Raw genomic sequence first — 15126 nt, forward strand, 5'->3', positions numbered from 1 at the left:
ACTAGACCCAGGGACCGGTATGCCGGTAAAGGGCGCAGTTTGTTTACTTCCGATCTGTGACGATTTCCGTGAAACTCATCATTGCCGTTGTCTACGTTGTCTCTATTGCGTATGTCCATCTGCGTGGTCAAGTGCGCCATAAGCTGGGTCGCCAGTTGAGTGATCACTCGACGTTTCTGGCGCCAATCAATTGTTTTCTTTATCTGTTTTCGAAAATCCCGAACAAGCCGTTTCTCGACCCGGCCGACTTCCCCGACCTGAGTCCGTTGCAGGCGCATTGGGAGGAAATCCGCGCTGAAGGCCAGAGCCTGCTTCACTCCGGGGCGATCAAGCGTTCGAACCAATACGATGACCTGGGTTTCAACTCGTTTTTCAAGAGCGGCTGGAAGCGCTTCTACCTCAAGTGGTACGGCGATAGCCATCCGTCGGCCATGAAGCTTTGCCCACGGACCACCGAACTGGTGCAAGGCATTGGCTCGATCAAGGCGGCGATGTTCGCCGAGTTGCCACCGGGCTCCAGACTGGTGCGCCATCGCGACCCGTACGCCGGTTCGTACCGTTATCACCTCGGGCTGGAAACTCCCAACGCTGCCGGTTGCTACATCAATGTCGATGGCCAGAACTACCATTGGCGCGATGGCGAAGCGGTGATGTTCGATGAGACCTACATTCATTACGCAGAAAACACCACGCAGCAGAATCGCATCATCCTGTTTTGCGACGTCGAGCGGCCGATGAGGTATCGCTGGGCGGCGGCATTCAACCGCTGGTTCAGCCGCAATATCATGTCGGCGGCAGGCGCGCCGAACGAGGTTGGAGACAGGACGGGCGGGCTCAACCGACTGTTCAGCAAGATCTACAGGATTCGCTTGCGCGGCAAGGAACTGAAAAAACGCAACCGCAAGCTTTACTACCTCGAAAAGTGGTCGATCTTTGCCGGGTTGCTGGTGGTCTTCATTCTGCTCTGATTTTTTTGGTGTAGCGTGCCAGGCCTTCGCGAGCAGGCTGGATCAACGTCGTGTTACATCTTGCCGGGGAGGTTTTGGTTAACAAATCCGAACCCCGGGCGTAGCGTGGTATCGAAGTCCTTATCCACGCGACGTTGAGAGGCACCCCATGAACCGATACGTGATTGGCGCCATTGCGCTGGCCTTGAGTGGCGTACTGGGCCCACTGGCCCAGGCCGATGCGTCTGCTTCGTTGCAATTGGCCCAGAACCTGCCGGGCAGCACCAACAACAACCCATACAACAGTCCGATTCGCCGGGCCAATCCCAACAGCATGCAAGGCACTCAACCCAGTGCCCCGGTAATACGCGGGCCGAATACCGTGCCGGTGACGCGCTCGCCAACGCTGGACAACGGTGGCATCGGTAATCGCTATCCCGACCGGACTGCTCCCGCCAGCCCACCGAAATTCGTTCCCAATCCTCCCCCACGAGACGCCGGCACCGGCAACCGTTGAGCTGCAGGCATGACATCTGCCAGCCATGTTCCTCAGACCCCCATGTTCCACAGACCCCCATGTTCCACAGAAAAGGAATCCCGCATGTTGCGCAAAGACTTGTTGGCAACCCTCTGTGCCAGCGTATTGATCACCGCCACTGTCCCCGCGCTTGCCGCACCCGGCCAGATGATGAAAAGCGAAGAAGGCACCCTGGAGGTCACCCCTATCGTGACGGGGCTGGAGCACCCCTGGGCACTGGCATTCTTGCCGGATAGTAAAGACATGCTGGTGACCGAACGAGCCGGCAACCTGCGGTTGGTCACCGCCGACGGCAAGCTGTCGGCACCGCTCAATGGCGTGCCAACGGTCTGGGCCAAAGGGCAGGGCGGCTTGCTGGACGTGGCGTTGTCACCAGACTTCAAGCAGGACCGGATGGTCTATCTGTCCTATGCCGAGGGTGGTGGTGAGGGTAACAAGGCCGGTACTGCGGTGGGGCGCGGCCGGCTCTCCGACGATCTGACGGCGATCAAGAATTTCCAGGTGATCCTGCGCCAGGAGCCAAAGCTCTCGGTCGGCAACCATTTTGGTTCGCGACTGGTGTTCGACCGCGACGGCTATCTGTTCGTGACCCTGGGGGAAAACAACGACCGTCCGACCGCCCAGGACCTCGACAAGCTGCAAGGCAAAGTGGTGCGAATCTACCCGGACGGCACGGTGCCCAAGGACAACCCCTTTGTCGGCCAGGCCAACGTGCGCCCGGAAATCTGGTCCTACGGGCAGCGTAACCCGCAAGGCGCGGCGCTCAACCCGTGGAACGGCACGCTGTGGGAAAACGAGCACGGCCCTCGGGGCGGCGATGAAATCAACATCATCGAGCGTGGCAAGAATTACGGCTGGCCGCTGGCGACCCATGGCATCAACTACTCCGGTCTACCGATTCCCGAAGCCAGGGGCGATACCGTTGAAGGCACCGTTGCCCCGAACCATGTCTGGGAAAAATCCCCGGGCCTGAGCGGCATGGCGTTCTACGATGCCGACCGTTTCAAGGCCTGGCAGCACAGCGTGTTTATCGGCGCGTTGGTCAGCCAGGAGCTGATCCGCCTGGAGTTCGACGGTGACAAGGTGGTGCACGAGGAGCGCTTGCTCGGGGAGCTGAGCAAGCGCATTCGCGATGTGCGGCAGGGGCCGGATGGTTACTTGTATGTATTGACCGATGAGGAAGACGGCGGGTTGTATAAAGTCGGCTTGAAATAACAGTAATCAAGAGCCTGGGGCATGTGGCCGAGCGCGCCGCGCTGGATGGCCGGGTTATTCCTGAATGGCTTTCTCGACCTTGTTCGACGCCGACCAGATCCGGTAGCGCACTTCGATGTCCTTGGGCACGTACAGCACGAGCGGCAGCTTGCTGTTGTAACGCAGCAGGAAGCCATCGCCGACCACCGGTACGAAATCCTGTTTGCTTGTGCCGTCGGGGCAGGCCATCAGCGTGCTCATCGGGCCAATGACTTTTTCCAGACGATAGAACGGGTAGCCCCAACCCTCGAGGTTTTTCTCCTCGAGAATGCCGCCCAGACGAGGGTGATTGCAGTCTACAGTCATCGTCTTGCCGGCCAGGATTTCAACCTGGAAGTCGTTTTCCCGGGACTGTGGCGCGAGGTGAATCACCTGGCGGGTAAACCCGCTTTCGGCCTTCGGATAGGGCGCGGTTTCTTCGAGTTTGGCGGCGTGCGCCACGCCAGCAAGCCCCAGTGCGAACAGCACTGCGCTCGCGTTAACGGTCAAAGAACTCATGATGCCTCCTTGCTTGAAGTGAAGGGCGGCATTTTCACTGTCGTGTGCAGTGAATGCAAACCTGCAACGCCCAATATGCAAATGGCAGGGTCGCCCCAGGGGCGTTCATTGCAAACCGCATGGCAGGTTTTACCGGTGACTTGCCGAAACCCTTAAATTGCCGATGAGCTGCACAGCGAAATCCGGGACATGCTTTATGCTGTAGGTGCCCTAGAAGCTTGCCGGGATTTCATATGAGTGAGCGTTGATAGTTGATTGGCAGTCTCACAAAGGAGAAGGTCGTCATGTTTCTTTCTGCCTTGGAACTTCGCAAAATCATCGAAAGCAGCTTTTTACCCGAACGTTGCGAGTGCACGTTGTCACCGGATCTGATGATGACCGTCAAGGTCTATGCCGACGGGCAAACCGATCACCTCGATCTATTGGTCACCGGCATCGATGCCTCCGGGCTCAATGGTTGTCGGGAAATAAACGATTTGATTGGCCAACTGCGCTCCAGACAGCATCACGTAGAAGTCGAGCCCCACTCGATGCTGGGCAAAGCGCTTTAGCCTGCGGTTTCGAGCTCCACCGACACGCGCCGGGTCTGGAAGAACGCCAGGCCCAGCGCCAGTTCAACCCCGACCGCCAGCAACATGCCAGGCCCGACATGGCCGGCGAGCCATTCGGTAAAACCCAGCACGGCCAATCCCCAACAGCCGACGACGAAGCCGAGGCTCAGCGCATTGCGGGTTGCACAAGGGGGGGCGTTGCGAACCAGACAAGAGATCACGCTAAACGCCGCAAACAGCACGGCGGTGCGGCGTGCGACCAATCCCGCCGCGAATGAAAATTCAATACCCCAGAACGCCAGTAGCCATTGAGGCGTCAAGCCCCAGAGCAGGCTCAGTAAAAGACACAAGACGGCGGTAAACATCGACAACGTGCGAAACGAAAACTGCATGGCCTATCCTTGCGGGCAGTGAGGGGGCGCTAGAGCATAGCGCCGCAGCCCTCAAAGGAATACCGCCAAGTGTCAAATCAGACGTTTCAGTCAGCTTTGGTTCTCGCAGGCGTCGGAAAGTTTACGGTAGGTGATTTCTGCGGGTTTTCCCGTGTCATCGATGTACTTCATGTCGGCGCTCACCACTTTGCACTCCAGGGTGCTCGGCTCGGTGAGTGAAATCACTTTGCTGATATGTAACGGCATGCCGTAGTGATAGGGCACGGCTTCAGAGGTTGTGGTGTTGTCACTGGCTTGAGCCAGACCGGCAAACGCGGTGCAGGCGAGGGCGGCGGTAACCAGCAGGGTGCGAGTGTTCATTAGCGATCTCCGGTGCGGACGGAAAGTCAGTTCGATGTGTTGCCTGTCGAACTTGCCGCACTGGGCGTCAGAACTGTCTGAGGGCGTGCGGTCCAGTGAAGTGTTGGACCGCACAGTTAAGCGAGGGTTAACCCGGCTGAACGCCGTCTGTCGCGACTGCGTGGTCTTGGTTATAAGTTAAGACCATCGGGCGCCTGATAGAAAGTCATCCCTGTAGGAGCGAGCTTGCTCGCGAAGAAACCCTCGGATTCAGCGCAGATCCAACTGCTGGCGATAAGGCAATTCCGGCCCGGTCTTGCTGCACGTCAGCGCCGCCGCCTGAACCGCGAACTTCAGCATGCTGTCGATCTGTTCGCGGCCAAGTTGCTTCACGCCTTCGACCGAATCCAGATGCTGCTCGGTCAGCCAGGCAATCAGCGCCGCCTGAAAGGTATCGCCCGCGCCCACGGTGTCGGCGATTTTCACCGGACGGGCGGGAGCCGACCACGAGCCGTGAACCCGGCTGAATACACTCGCGCCTTCGCCACCCCGGGTCAGGAACACCAGCTGACAGCGGTGCTGCAACCAGCCTTCGATCACCCGCACCGGGTCCTGGCCGGGATACAACAGATGCAAATCCTCGTCGCTGACCTTGATCAGATCGGCCAGCTCAACCAGCGTCGCGATCCGTTTACGCCACAGCTCAATGTCCGGCTGCGGGTTCAGGCGCACGTTCGGGTCGAGGCTGATCAGGCGCCTTCCACTTTCCCGGCGCACCAATGCCAATAGGGTGTCAGCAATCGGCTGTACCACCAGGGAAAACGAGCCGATATGCAGGCCGCGTACCTCAGGCCCGAGTGCCGGCAGGTGCTCCGGTTGCAATTGGCGATCCGCGCAGCCTTCGCCACGGAAGCTGTACTGCGGCGAGCCATTGGCCCCCACGGCGACCATCGCCAGGGTGGTCGGCGCCGCAAAATCCAGTAGGTAATCCTGGCACACACCTTCATCCTGCAGCACCTGCAACAGGCGCCGGCCCAGGTAGTCGGTGGACAACCCGGCCAACAGCGCCGCGTCCACGCCCAACCGGCGTAATCCCACCGCCACGTTGAACGGCGAGCCACCGGCGATGGCTTTGAAATTCACTTTGGACGCCAGACCGCTGGCGTCGTTTTCACTGAAAAAATCGAACAGCGCTTCGCCACACACCAGGTACATAGTTGTTCACTCTTTAAATAGGGTTGCGACATGCTGTTGATAGCGTTCATAAGCCTGCTGACAGGCTTGCACATTGTCGGCCACCGGCAGGGTTGCACTGGCCGGGTCGAGTTTCACGCAGCGCTCGCACAAGTCCGCCAGACTGTGTTCGTGCCCGTTTTCCCTGGATACGCACCAGGCTGCCTGAATCGCTGCACCCAGGGCCGCAGCCTCACTTTGTTCGGTGCAGATCACGGGCGTGTTCATGGTGTCGGCGACAATCTGCCGCCAGACCGGGCTTTTCGATCCGCCGCCGATCAGGCAAATGTTGCGGCTTTGTAAGCCATTGCGGCGTATCAGGTCCAGTCCGTAACGCAAGCCGAACGTCGTGCCTTCGACCACTGCGCGGCACAGGTTGGCCCGGGTCAGGTTGGTCATGGTCAGGCCCGACAGACTGGCGCTGGCATGGGGCAGGGCGGGTACCCGCTCGCCGTTGAAGAACGGCAGCATGCTCACACCTTCGGCACCGATCGGCGCCTGGGCAACCAGTTCGTTGAACTGATCGATATCGAGGTCCAGCAGGTCGCGGATCAGGCCAGTGGCATTGGTCAGGTTCATGGTGCAGATCAATGGCAGCCAGCCGCCACTGGAAGAACAGAAGGTGGCGACCGCAGCATCCGGGGCGACGTTCGGCCTGTCTGAATAGGCGTACACCGTGCCCGAGGAGCCGAGGCTCATGGTGATTGCGCCGGGCTGGATGTTGCCGGTGCCGATGGCTCCCATCATGTTGTCGCCGCCGCCACTGGACACCAGCGCCCGGGGATTGATGCCCAGGTGTTCGGCAATGCCCGGCAGAATCGTGCCGACCGCCTGGTGGGCATCGATCAGCTCCGGTAGCGCGGCCTGCAGGCGTCCGCTCGGGTCGATGTCGCGCAGCAGTTGCAGATCCCACTGGCGAGTACGCACGTTGAAATACCCGGTACCCGAAGCATCACCGTATTCGCTGCAACTGCGGCCAGTGAGCCAATGGTTGAGGTAGTCGTGGGGCAGCAAAATGTGGGCGATCCGGGAAAACACCTCGGGGTGCTGCTCTTTGGTCCAGAGCAGTTTGGATAAGGTATAGCCCGGCGCGATGACCACACCGAGGCGTTCCAGCGACGCCTTTTCGCCACCCAGATCGGCCAGCAGTCGGTAATTCTCCGGCGTGGTTTCGGTGTCGCACCAGAGCTTGGCCGGACGCAGCACCTGGCCCTGATCGTCGAGCAGCACCAGGCCATGTTGTTGGCCGGACACGCCAATGCCGAGGATCGACTGGCCATCGACTTTGGCCGCGAGCAATGCGCGGCGGGTGGCGGTGGCGAAGGCTTCCAGCCACTGCTGGGTGTCCTGTTCGCGGCGGCCATTGGGGCCGCTGATCAGGCTGTGGCTGGCGGCTCCCTGGCCAAGCACTTCACCACTGACCGTGTCGAGGATGATGGCTTTGGTGCCTTGGGTGCCGCAGTCGATGCCGAGGAAGAGTTGTTGGTTTGGCATAGTGGATCCTTGGATCATTCAACATAAATGTCGCCTGTCAGGCCGCCTTCGCGAGCAAGCCCGCTCCCACAGTAATTGTGTTCGCCAGCACTTCAGTGTGGGAGCGGGCTTGCTCGCGAAGACGGCAGCAGCTCCACCGCAGGACTTACGCCAACACTCGTTCCAGCGTCCGCGACACCCCAACCTCGCGCAAACTGTTGCAGCACCACTCGAACGCCGCGACAAACTCCGGCGAGCGCGCAATCGCCGTACCAAAAATCTCCTCGACCGCCAGCAACCGCTGGGTAATCAGCACATCATCGGCCACCAACGCCTGGCAGAATGCTGCACGCGGGTCTGCAATCGCGTAGGTCTCGCCATGCTCATCCACGCCTTTGAGGTACAACGCCCAGGCCGCCACCACCAGTGCTGCACGCTTGGTCTCGCGGCCATCGGCGATCAGGCGGTTGATGGTCGGTACGGTGAATTTCGGAAACTTTGACGAGCCATCCGAACACACCCGTTCAAGCTGATCGGCAATCGCCTGGTTGGAGAAACGCGCCACCAGGGTGTTCTTGTACTCGCTCAGATCGATTCCCGGCACTGGGGCCAGTTGCGGCGTCACGTCCAGGTCCATGTAGGCGTGCATGTAGCGTACGAACAACGGATCGTTCATGGTCTCGTGGACGAAGCGGTAACCCTTGAGGAATCCCAGGTACGTCAGCGCCAGATGACTGCCGTTGAGCAGCTTGATCTTCATTTCTTCGTAGGGTGTGACGTCGTCGGTGAACTGCACGCCGACCTTTTCCCAGGCCGGGCGCCCGTTGACGAACTTGTCTTCCAGCACCCATTGCACAAAAGGCTCGCAGACCACCGGCCAGGCATCGTCCAGCCCATGCTGGTCCGCCAGTTGCAGACGGTGCCGGTTGCTGGTCATCGGCGTGATGCGGTCGACCATGGCGTTGGGGAAGCTGACGTTGGCGTCGATCCAGTCGCGCAGTTCGCTGTCGTGCAAGGCTGCGAAGGCCAGCAGGGCCTTGCGGGTGACGGCGCCGTTGTGCGGCAGGTTATCGCAGGACATCAGGGTGAAGGCCGCGCTGCCGGCAGCGCGGCGCCTGGCCAATGCGGCACAGAGGAAGCCGAACACGGTTTTCGGGGTGTCGGGGTGCGCCAGGTCATGCTGGATCTGCGGCAAGTGCGCCATGAACTCGCCGTTGCTATCGTCGATGCAGTAACCGCCTTCGGTGATGGTCAGCGAGACGATGCGGATCTCGGGGCTGGCCAGCTTGTCGATCAATGCCTGGGCATCGTCCTCGGCCAGCAGCATGTCGCGAAGGGCGCCGATCACCCGCACCTCGGTGTCGTCGCCATCGCCGAGTTCGAACAGGGTGAACAGGTAGTCCTGATCCTTGAGGTCGTCACGGGCGCGGCGGTCCTCGGCGCGCAGGCCAACACCACAGATTGCCCAGTCCAGGCCTTCTCCGGTGTTCATCAGTGCATCGGTGTAAAACGCCTGATGGGCGCGATGGAAACCGCCGACGCCAATGTGCGCGATGCCTTGGCGGGTATCGCCCAGCGCGTAAGCAGGCAGGACCACTTCGGGAGCGAGGCGGTTGAGGTTCTGTTTGTTCAGTTTCATCGCAGGCACTCTGAAGTCAGGCAGCAACGCGCAACGGGCGGGTCAACGCCACGCCGCTGGCATCGAACAAATGGCAGTGTTGCGCATCCAGGTGCAGGCTCAGGGGCTCGCCGTAGCGGCTGGCCAGATCGCCGCGAACACGCATAGTCAGGGCTTCGCCGGACGACGTCAGGACGTGACAGAACGTGTCGCTGCCCAGGCGTTCGCTGACATCGGCGGTGACCTGCAGGGTGCAGTCACCCGGTTTGGCCAGTTCCAGATGCTCCGGGCGAATGCCCAGCGTCACCGCACCCCCGACGCTCAGATGGGATCCGCTCAAGGGCAGGTTGATGCGTGTTCCGGCGTCCAGTTGCACTTCGCAGCCGCGGCTGTCGACGCGGCTGACCTTGCCCTTGAGGAAGCCCATTTTCGGCGTGCCCAGGAAACCGGCGACGAACAGGTTCGCAGGCTGGTGATAAAGATCCAGCGGCGAGCCGACTTGCTCGATCTTGCCGCCATTGAGTACGACGACTTTGTCGGCCATGGTCATGGCTTCGACCTGATCGTGAGTCACGTAGATCATCGTGGCTTGCAGTTCTTTGTGCAGGCGCAACAGTTCCAGACGCATCTGCACCCGCAGGGCTGCATCGAGGTTGGACAACGGTTCGTCGAACAGGAAGATTTTCGGGTTGCGCACGATGGCCCGGCCAATCGCCACGCGCTGGCGCTGGCCGCCGGACAGTTGCTTGGGCTTGCGCTCCAGCATCGGCCCCAGCTCGAGGATGCGCGCCGCTTCGCTGACCTTTTTCTCCACTTCGGCTTTCGCTACGCCAGCCAGGTCGAGGGCGAACGACATGTTCTTGCGCACGCTCATGTGCGGGTACAGGGCGTAGGTCTGGAATACCATCGCCAGGTCGCGCTTGGCCGGGCTCACTTCGGTGATGTCGCGGCCGTCGAGCTCGATGGTGCCGCCGCTGACTTCTTCGAGCCCCGCGATCAGCCGCAACAGCGTGGATTTACCGCAGCCCGACGGGCCGACGAAGACCACGAATTCCTTGTCGTTCACTTCAAGGTCAATGCCCTTGATGATGGAAAAGCCTTCGAAGCCTTTGTGCAGATTCTTGATTTTCAGATTGGCCATGGTGATGGGCCTCCGCTTGTTTTATTCGTTAAACCGGACTGTTTTCTGTAGGAGCGAGCTTGCTCGCGAAAAACGTCCGGACAATGAGTTCTTTCAGGCAGCGTGCGTTATCGTTCACGTCCATCGCGAGCAAGCTCGCTCCTACAGGGGAACGCGTTTGGCGGGCGATCTTCATTTCACGGCGCCGAACGACAGGCCGCGCACCAGTTGTTTCTGGCTGATCCAGCCGAAGATCAGGATCGGTGCGCAGGCCAGGGTCGAGACCGCTGACAACTTGGCCCAGAACAGCCCTTCGGGGCTCGAATACGAGGCGATCAACGCGGTCAGTGGCGCGGCTTTCGACGAGGTCAGGTTCAGCGACCAGAACGCCTCGTTCCAGCACAGGATCAGCGACAGCAGCACCGTGGACGCCAGGCCGCCCTTGGCGATGGGCAGCAATACCCGGAGCATTTCCTGCGTCAGCGTTGCGCCGTCCAGGCGTGCGGCTTCGAGGATGTCCCTGGGGATGTCCTTGAAGTAGGTGTAAATCATCCAGACCACGATCGGCAGGTTGATCAGCGTGTAGATCACGATCAGCGCGATCCGCGTGTCGAGCAGGCCGAAACTCTTGGCCAGCAGGTAGATCGGCATCAGCACGCCCACCGGCGGTAGCATCTTGGTCGAGAGCATCCACAGCAGCGTGCCTCTGGTGCGCTGGGTTTCGTAGAACGCCATGGAGTAGGCCGCCGGCACCGCGATCAGCAGGCACAGGGCCGTGGCGCTGAAGGAAATCACCACCGAGTTCCAGGCAAAACTGAAGTAATCACTGCGCTCGTTGATGTGCAGGTAGTTCTCCAGCGTTGGCATGAAAATGAATTGCGGCGGCGTGGCGAAGGCATCGATTTCGGTCTTGAAACTGGTCATGACCATCCAGAAGATCGGGAAGAAAATCAGGATCGCAATGGCCCAGGCCAACGTACCGAGCAGCAGGCTTTGCAGGCGACGGGATTGTTGAAGAGTCATGGCAGGCCTCAGGCTTTGTCGGTCAGGTTTTTGCCGATCATCCGCACCAGGATGATCGCGGCGATGTTGGCGATGACCACGGCGATCAAACCGCCCGCCGAGGCCATGCCGACGTCGAACTGCACCAGCGCCTGGTTGTAGATCAGATAGGCGAGGTTGGTCGAGGCGTAGCCGGGGCCGCCGTTGGTGGTGGTGAAGATTTCGGCGAACACCGAGAGCAGGAAGATGGTTTCGATCATCACCACCACCGCAATCGGCCGCGCCAGGTGCGGCAGGGTCAGGTGCCAGAAAATCGCGACAGGCCCGGCCCCGTCCAGGCGTGCGGCTTCTTTCTGTTCCTGGTCGAGGGACTGCATGGCGGTCATCAGGATCAGGATCGCGAACGGCAGCCATTGCCACGAGACAATGATGATGATCGACAGCAGCGGATAGTGCGCCAGCCAGTCCACCGGCTGTGCGCCGAACAGTTTCCAGACGTAGGCGAGAATCCCCGACACCGGATGGAAAATCAGGTTCTTCCAGATCAGCGCACCGACGGTGGGCATGATGAAGAACGGTGAGATCAGCATCACCCGCACGATGCCGCGACCGAAGAACTCACTGGCCTCCAGTAGCGCACTGATCAGCACCCCGAATACCACGCTGATCAGCAGCACGCTGCCCACCAGCAACAGCGTGTTGCTGGCGCCGGGCAGGAAACCCGAATCCGTCAGGAAGTAGGTGAAGTTCTCGATGCCGACAAATTCGTTTTCACCCGGATTGAGCAGGTTGTAGCGGATCATCGAGAAGTAGAGGGTCATGCCCAGCGGCACGATCATCCACAACAGCAGCAGTGCCACCGAAGGGCTGACCAGAAACCAGCCGGGATTGGCCACGCGGCTTTTGTGTTGCGGTTGGACAATGTCCATGTGAGCTTTGGCAGTTGATGTATTCATGGCATTAAACCGATTCATTCAGACCTACGAAGATCCAATGTGGGAGCGGGCTTGCTCGCGAAGGCGATGGTTCAGTCACGAATATTCGGCGGATGCACCGGCCTCTTCGCGAGCAAGCCCGCTCCCACACAAGGCAAGAGCAGGGAAGTGCGGGGGTTACTTGGGATAACCCGCGCGCTTCATTTCGCGCTCGGTGGTTTGCTGGGCCGCCGCCAGGGCCTGGTCGACCGTAGTCTGGCCGATCAGCGCCGCGGAGAAGGATTTGCCGACCTGAGTACCAATGCCCTGGAACTCGGGAATGGTCACCAACTGGATGCCGATGTACGGCACGGGCCTGGCACCCGGCTTGCCCGGGTCCGCGGCCTTGAGCGATTCCAGCGTAACCTTGGCGAATGGTGCCGCACTCAAGTACGCCTCACTGTAGGTCGAGGCACGGGTTCCCGGCGGCACGTTGGCGATGCCGTCCTTTTCCGCGACCAGTGCGCTGTACTCCCTGGAGGTGGCCCAGGCGCTGAAGGTTTTCGCGGCGTCCTTGGCTTTGGAACTGGTCGGAATGGCCAGCGCCCAGGAATACAACCAGGCCGAGCCCTTGTCGGTGACCTGGTGCGGCGCATAGGTGAAACCGACGTGATCGGCGACCTTGCTCTGGGCCTTGTCGGTGACGAACGAGCCGGCGACGCTGGCGTCGACCCAGATCGCGCATTTACCGCTGTTGAACAACGCCAGGTTTTCATTAAAACCATTGCTCGACGCGCCCGGCGGGCCGGATTTCTTCATGGTGTCGACGTAGAAGTTCAGCGCATTTTTCCATTCGGGAGCGTTGAATTCCGCTTGCCACTTTTCATCGAACCAGCGCGCGCCATAGGCGTTGGCGACGGTGGTGATCAGCGCCATGTTCTCGCCCCAGCCGGCCTTGCCGCGCAGGCAGATGCCGTACTGTTCCTGCTCGGGTTTGTTCAGTTTGGCGGCGAACTCACCGATCTGCTCCCAGCTCGGGTGCTCGGGCATGTTCAGGCCAGCGTCCTTGAACAGATCGGTACGGTAATAGGTAATCGAGCTTTCGGCGTAGAACGGCAGGGCATACAGCGACCCCTTCACCGACAGGCCTTCACGCACCGATGGAAACACGTCGTCGAGGGCATAACTGGCCGGCAAATCCTTCATCGGCTCCAGCCAGCCCTTGGCGCCCCAGAGTGCGGCTTCGTACATGCCGATGGTCAGCACATCGAACTGCCCGCCCTGGGTGGCGATGTCGGTGGTCAGGCGCTGGCGCAGGACGTTTTCTTCGAGGACCACCCAATTGAGCTTGATGTCCGGGTGCTCGGCCTCGAAGGTTTTCGAGAGCTTTTGCATGCGGATCATGTCGCTGTTGTTGACGGTGGCGATGGTCAGGGTCTGGGCGCCAAGGCTGACGCTGCTGAGGGTCATGCAGGTGAGGGTAAGCAGAGCTTTTACCGAAGGTTGCATCGTGCACTCCTTTTCTGCACCCGGCGGGATACAGAAGGACAGTTATTGTTTTTGTGTCTTCCGATGGCAGGAAGAATCTGTGCTGATTACATCCTTCAATGGCAGGCGAGACAAATCATCCGTCGCACCTTGATCGATACTTTTTTGCACTAGATCGTCTTGATAGCTACACATTGCGCATAGCGGGAGCACTGACTGGGCAATTATTTTTGCCAGTCAGTGCTCACATTCTTACCTTGGGGCTCTAACTTTGATTTGGTTGATCTTACAGTTATTACCACTGGCTAAACCAACTTCCAGAGATACCTTGCCATGTGCGTCAGCTTTCACGTCGATAAAAACATATTCCGAAAAATTACCTTTGCTGACGGGGCCATATTCGCTGTTACCCTCTGCATGCGTTACACGTAATGTTTGATTGTCCTGTAGTGCACTCAGCGTCACACCGACCTGTACAAACGCATGGGGTGTGACAACTGTGTCGAATGTTTTTCTCAGACGATTAGTGGTCCAGGCGTAATATGGGCTTTCTGGGGTAGCCTCATTCCCGATGGAGCCTGACCCGCTCCAGCCAAACTTTTCATTGGGAGCAAGTGTGGCTGTTTCATTAAAAGACAAAGGGGCAATTTTTTCTTTTGTATTATTAGACATATCCTGAATCTCCAGCGTGCAGATGAAATATCGGAATTGATATTTGCTCAGTTCAAGATATGGCATGTTTGTCGGTATGGTCTACTGTCAGAAATAACAGGTTTTACCAGTTTTTTTATTTGGCACCCATGATCGACCCATCCCTAGCATCTTTCAATTTTGCTCAGTCAACCGCTGTAACGCCAGCCGCCGGTAGTGCGAGGGCGTCATCCCCTTAAGCTGCTGGAACCGCCGGTTGAAGTTGGAAATATTGTTGAAACCCGATTCGAAGCACACATCGGTCACCGGTTTGTCGCCATCGGCCAGCAGCTCGCAGGATTTGCTGATGCGCAGGCGATTGACGAACTCGATAAAGCAGCGCCCGGTGGCCTGCTTGAACACGCGGCTGAAATACGTGGGTTTCATGCCCAGGTGCCCGGCGACCTCTTCCAGCGTCAAGTCCCGGGCGTAATGGGCGAAGATGTAATCCACTGCGCGGTTGGTGCGGTCGATGTTGTGCTCGTCGGCCAACTGCGGTGTTGTCGCGCCGGAGAGCAGTTGGTAATCGTCGGTGGCCGCGAGCAATTCCAGCAGGATGAAAAAGTGCCCGAGCCGGGTCATGCCTTTGGTATCGGCAATGCGCTGCATCAAGTCCATGGCCCGGGCGATGGTGTGTTTGCAGCGAAACTCAATGCCGTACTGCGCGCGTTCGAGCAGCGGCGCCAGGGTCTTGAGCTCGGCGAATACCTGATAGCCGCTGTCGAACAACTCGTCGGTGAAATTGACCAGCATGTCACGCTTGGGCACCACTTCGTCCTCGGCCACCTGGCTGATCCAGTTGTGGGGCAGGTTGGGGCCGGTCAGGAACAGGGTTTGCGGATAGAAGTTGCCGATGTAATCGCCAATGAACACCTTGCCGGAACTGGCGGCGATCAGGTGCAGCTCGTATTCCTTGTGGAAATGCCAGCGCACCAGCGGGCTGGGAAAACCGTGCTGGCGGTAGATGATGGACAAGCCATTGTGGTCGTCCATCAATTCATAGGAGGGGTCGGTAACTCTGGCGGTGCGGGTCATGTCCAGTGTGGTCTTTTTGTTTTTCAGATGCCAA

Annotated in this window: 16 protein-coding genes; 4 read left to right on the top strand and 12 right to left on the bottom strand. The window is 59.4% G+C overall.

Translation table 11 applies throughout. From position 1 onward, the window contains the following. Positions 1–68: 68 nt before the first annotated feature. The 3 genes from lpxO (at position 69) to PMI28_RS22545 (ending at position 2700) form a co-directional block, all read left to right on the top strand. Positions 69–968: a lipid A hydroxylase LpxO gene (gene lpxO / locus PMI28_RS22555; RefSeq protein WP_007983676.1), complete on the top strand. Its 900-nt coding sequence runs from the start codon at positions 69–71 to the stop codon at positions 966–968. A gap of 148 nt (positions 969–1116) precedes the next feature. Next, positions 1117–1464, top strand: coding sequence for a hypothetical protein (locus PMI28_RS22550; RefSeq protein WP_007983678.1), 348 nt, complete (start codon positions 1117–1119; stop codon positions 1462–1464). Between the two features lie 84 nt (positions 1465–1548). After that, positions 1549–2700, top strand: a complete 1152-nt coding sequence (locus PMI28_RS22545; RefSeq protein WP_007983680.1) for a PQQ-dependent sugar dehydrogenase — start codon at positions 1549–1551, stop codon at positions 2698–2700. Positions 2701–2754: 54 nt separating this feature from the next. Here the strand turns inward: PMI28_RS22545 and eco are convergent, their stop codons facing one another. Then, entirely contained in the window at positions 2755–3237 is a 483-nt protein-coding gene (eco, locus tag PMI28_RS22540; RefSeq protein ID WP_007983681.1) for a serine protease inhibitor ecotin, read from the bottom strand. Between the two features lie 284 nt (positions 3238–3521). Between eco and PMI28_RS22535 the strand changes: the two genes are divergently transcribed. Beyond that, positions 3522–3788, top strand: a complete 267-nt coding sequence (locus PMI28_RS22535; protein WP_007983683.1) for a DUF1652 domain-containing protein — start codon at positions 3522–3524, stop codon at positions 3786–3788. Here PMI28_RS22535 and PMI28_RS22530 read toward each other — a convergent pair. The 11 genes from PMI28_RS22530 to PMI28_RS22485 form a co-directional block, all read right to left on the bottom strand. Further along, positions 3785–4180 (bottom strand): hypothetical protein, encoded by a 396-nt coding sequence (locus tag PMI28_RS22530; RefSeq protein ID WP_007983685.1) that lies wholly within the window; start codon positions 4178–4180, stop codon positions 3785–3787. The genes PMI28_RS22535 and PMI28_RS22530 overlap by 4 nt on opposite strands. A gap of 90 nt (positions 4181–4270) precedes the next feature. Next, on the bottom strand, positions 4271–4540 hold the full coding sequence (locus tag PMI28_RS22525; RefSeq protein ID WP_007983688.1) for a DUF2790 domain-containing protein: 270 nt from the start codon (positions 4538–4540) through the stop codon (positions 4271–4273). 249 nt (positions 4541–4789) lie between these two features. Beyond that, complete coding sequence (locus tag PMI28_RS22520) at positions 4790–5734, bottom strand: carbohydrate kinase family protein (protein ID WP_007983690.1); 945 nt, start codon at positions 5732–5734, stop codon at positions 4790–4792. A gap of 6 nt (positions 5735–5740) precedes the next feature. Beyond that, the gene (xylB, locus tag PMI28_RS22515; RefSeq protein WP_007983693.1) at positions 5741–7246 is read right to left on the bottom strand and encodes a xylulokinase; all 1506 of its coding nucleotides are present in this window, start codon (positions 7244–7246) and stop codon (positions 5741–5743) included. 145 nt (positions 7247–7391) lie between these two features. Continuing rightward, on the bottom strand, positions 7392–8864 hold the full coding sequence (locus tag PMI28_RS22510; RefSeq protein WP_007983695.1) for a mannitol dehydrogenase family protein: 1473 nt from the start codon (positions 8862–8864) through the stop codon (positions 7392–7394). A 16-nt stretch (positions 8865–8880) separates the two neighbouring features. Next, positions 8881–9984 (bottom strand): ABC transporter ATP-binding protein, encoded by a 1104-nt coding sequence (locus tag PMI28_RS22505; RefSeq protein ID WP_007983698.1) that lies wholly within the window; start codon positions 9982–9984, stop codon positions 8881–8883. A 171-nt stretch (positions 9985–10155) separates the two neighbouring features. After that, entirely contained in the window at positions 10156–10986 is an 831-nt protein-coding gene (locus PMI28_RS22500) for a carbohydrate ABC transporter permease (protein WP_007983702.1), read from the bottom strand. Between the two features lie 8 nt (positions 10987–10994). Further along, positions 10995–11921 carry a carbohydrate ABC transporter permease gene (locus tag PMI28_RS22495; RefSeq protein WP_033063135.1) on the bottom strand — a complete coding sequence of 309 codons (927 nt, stop codon included), beginning with the start codon at positions 11919–11921 and terminating at the stop codon, positions 10995–10997. A gap of 156 nt (positions 11922–12077) precedes the next feature. Continuing rightward, the gene (locus PMI28_RS22490) at positions 12078–13388 is read right to left on the bottom strand and encodes an ABC transporter substrate-binding protein (RefSeq protein ID WP_007983705.1); all 1311 of its coding nucleotides are present in this window, start codon (positions 13386–13388) and stop codon (positions 12078–12080) included. A 231-nt stretch (positions 13389–13619) separates the two neighbouring features. Further along, positions 13620–14039, bottom strand: coding sequence for a hypothetical protein (locus PMI28_RS30480; RefSeq protein WP_007983707.1), 420 nt, complete (start codon positions 14037–14039; stop codon positions 13620–13622). A 153-nt stretch (positions 14040–14192) separates the two neighbouring features. Next, positions 14193–15092: an AraC family transcriptional regulator gene (locus PMI28_RS22485; RefSeq protein ID WP_007983709.1), complete on the bottom strand. Its 900-nt coding sequence runs from the start codon at positions 15090–15092 to the stop codon at positions 14193–14195. Positions 15093–15126: the final 34 nt, after the last annotated feature.

Origin of the sequence: Pseudomonas sp. GM48 (genome assembly GCF_000282335.1) — a bacterium.
Taxonomy (GTDB): domain Bacteria; phylum Pseudomonadota; class Gammaproteobacteria; order Pseudomonadales; family Pseudomonadaceae; genus Aquipseudomonas.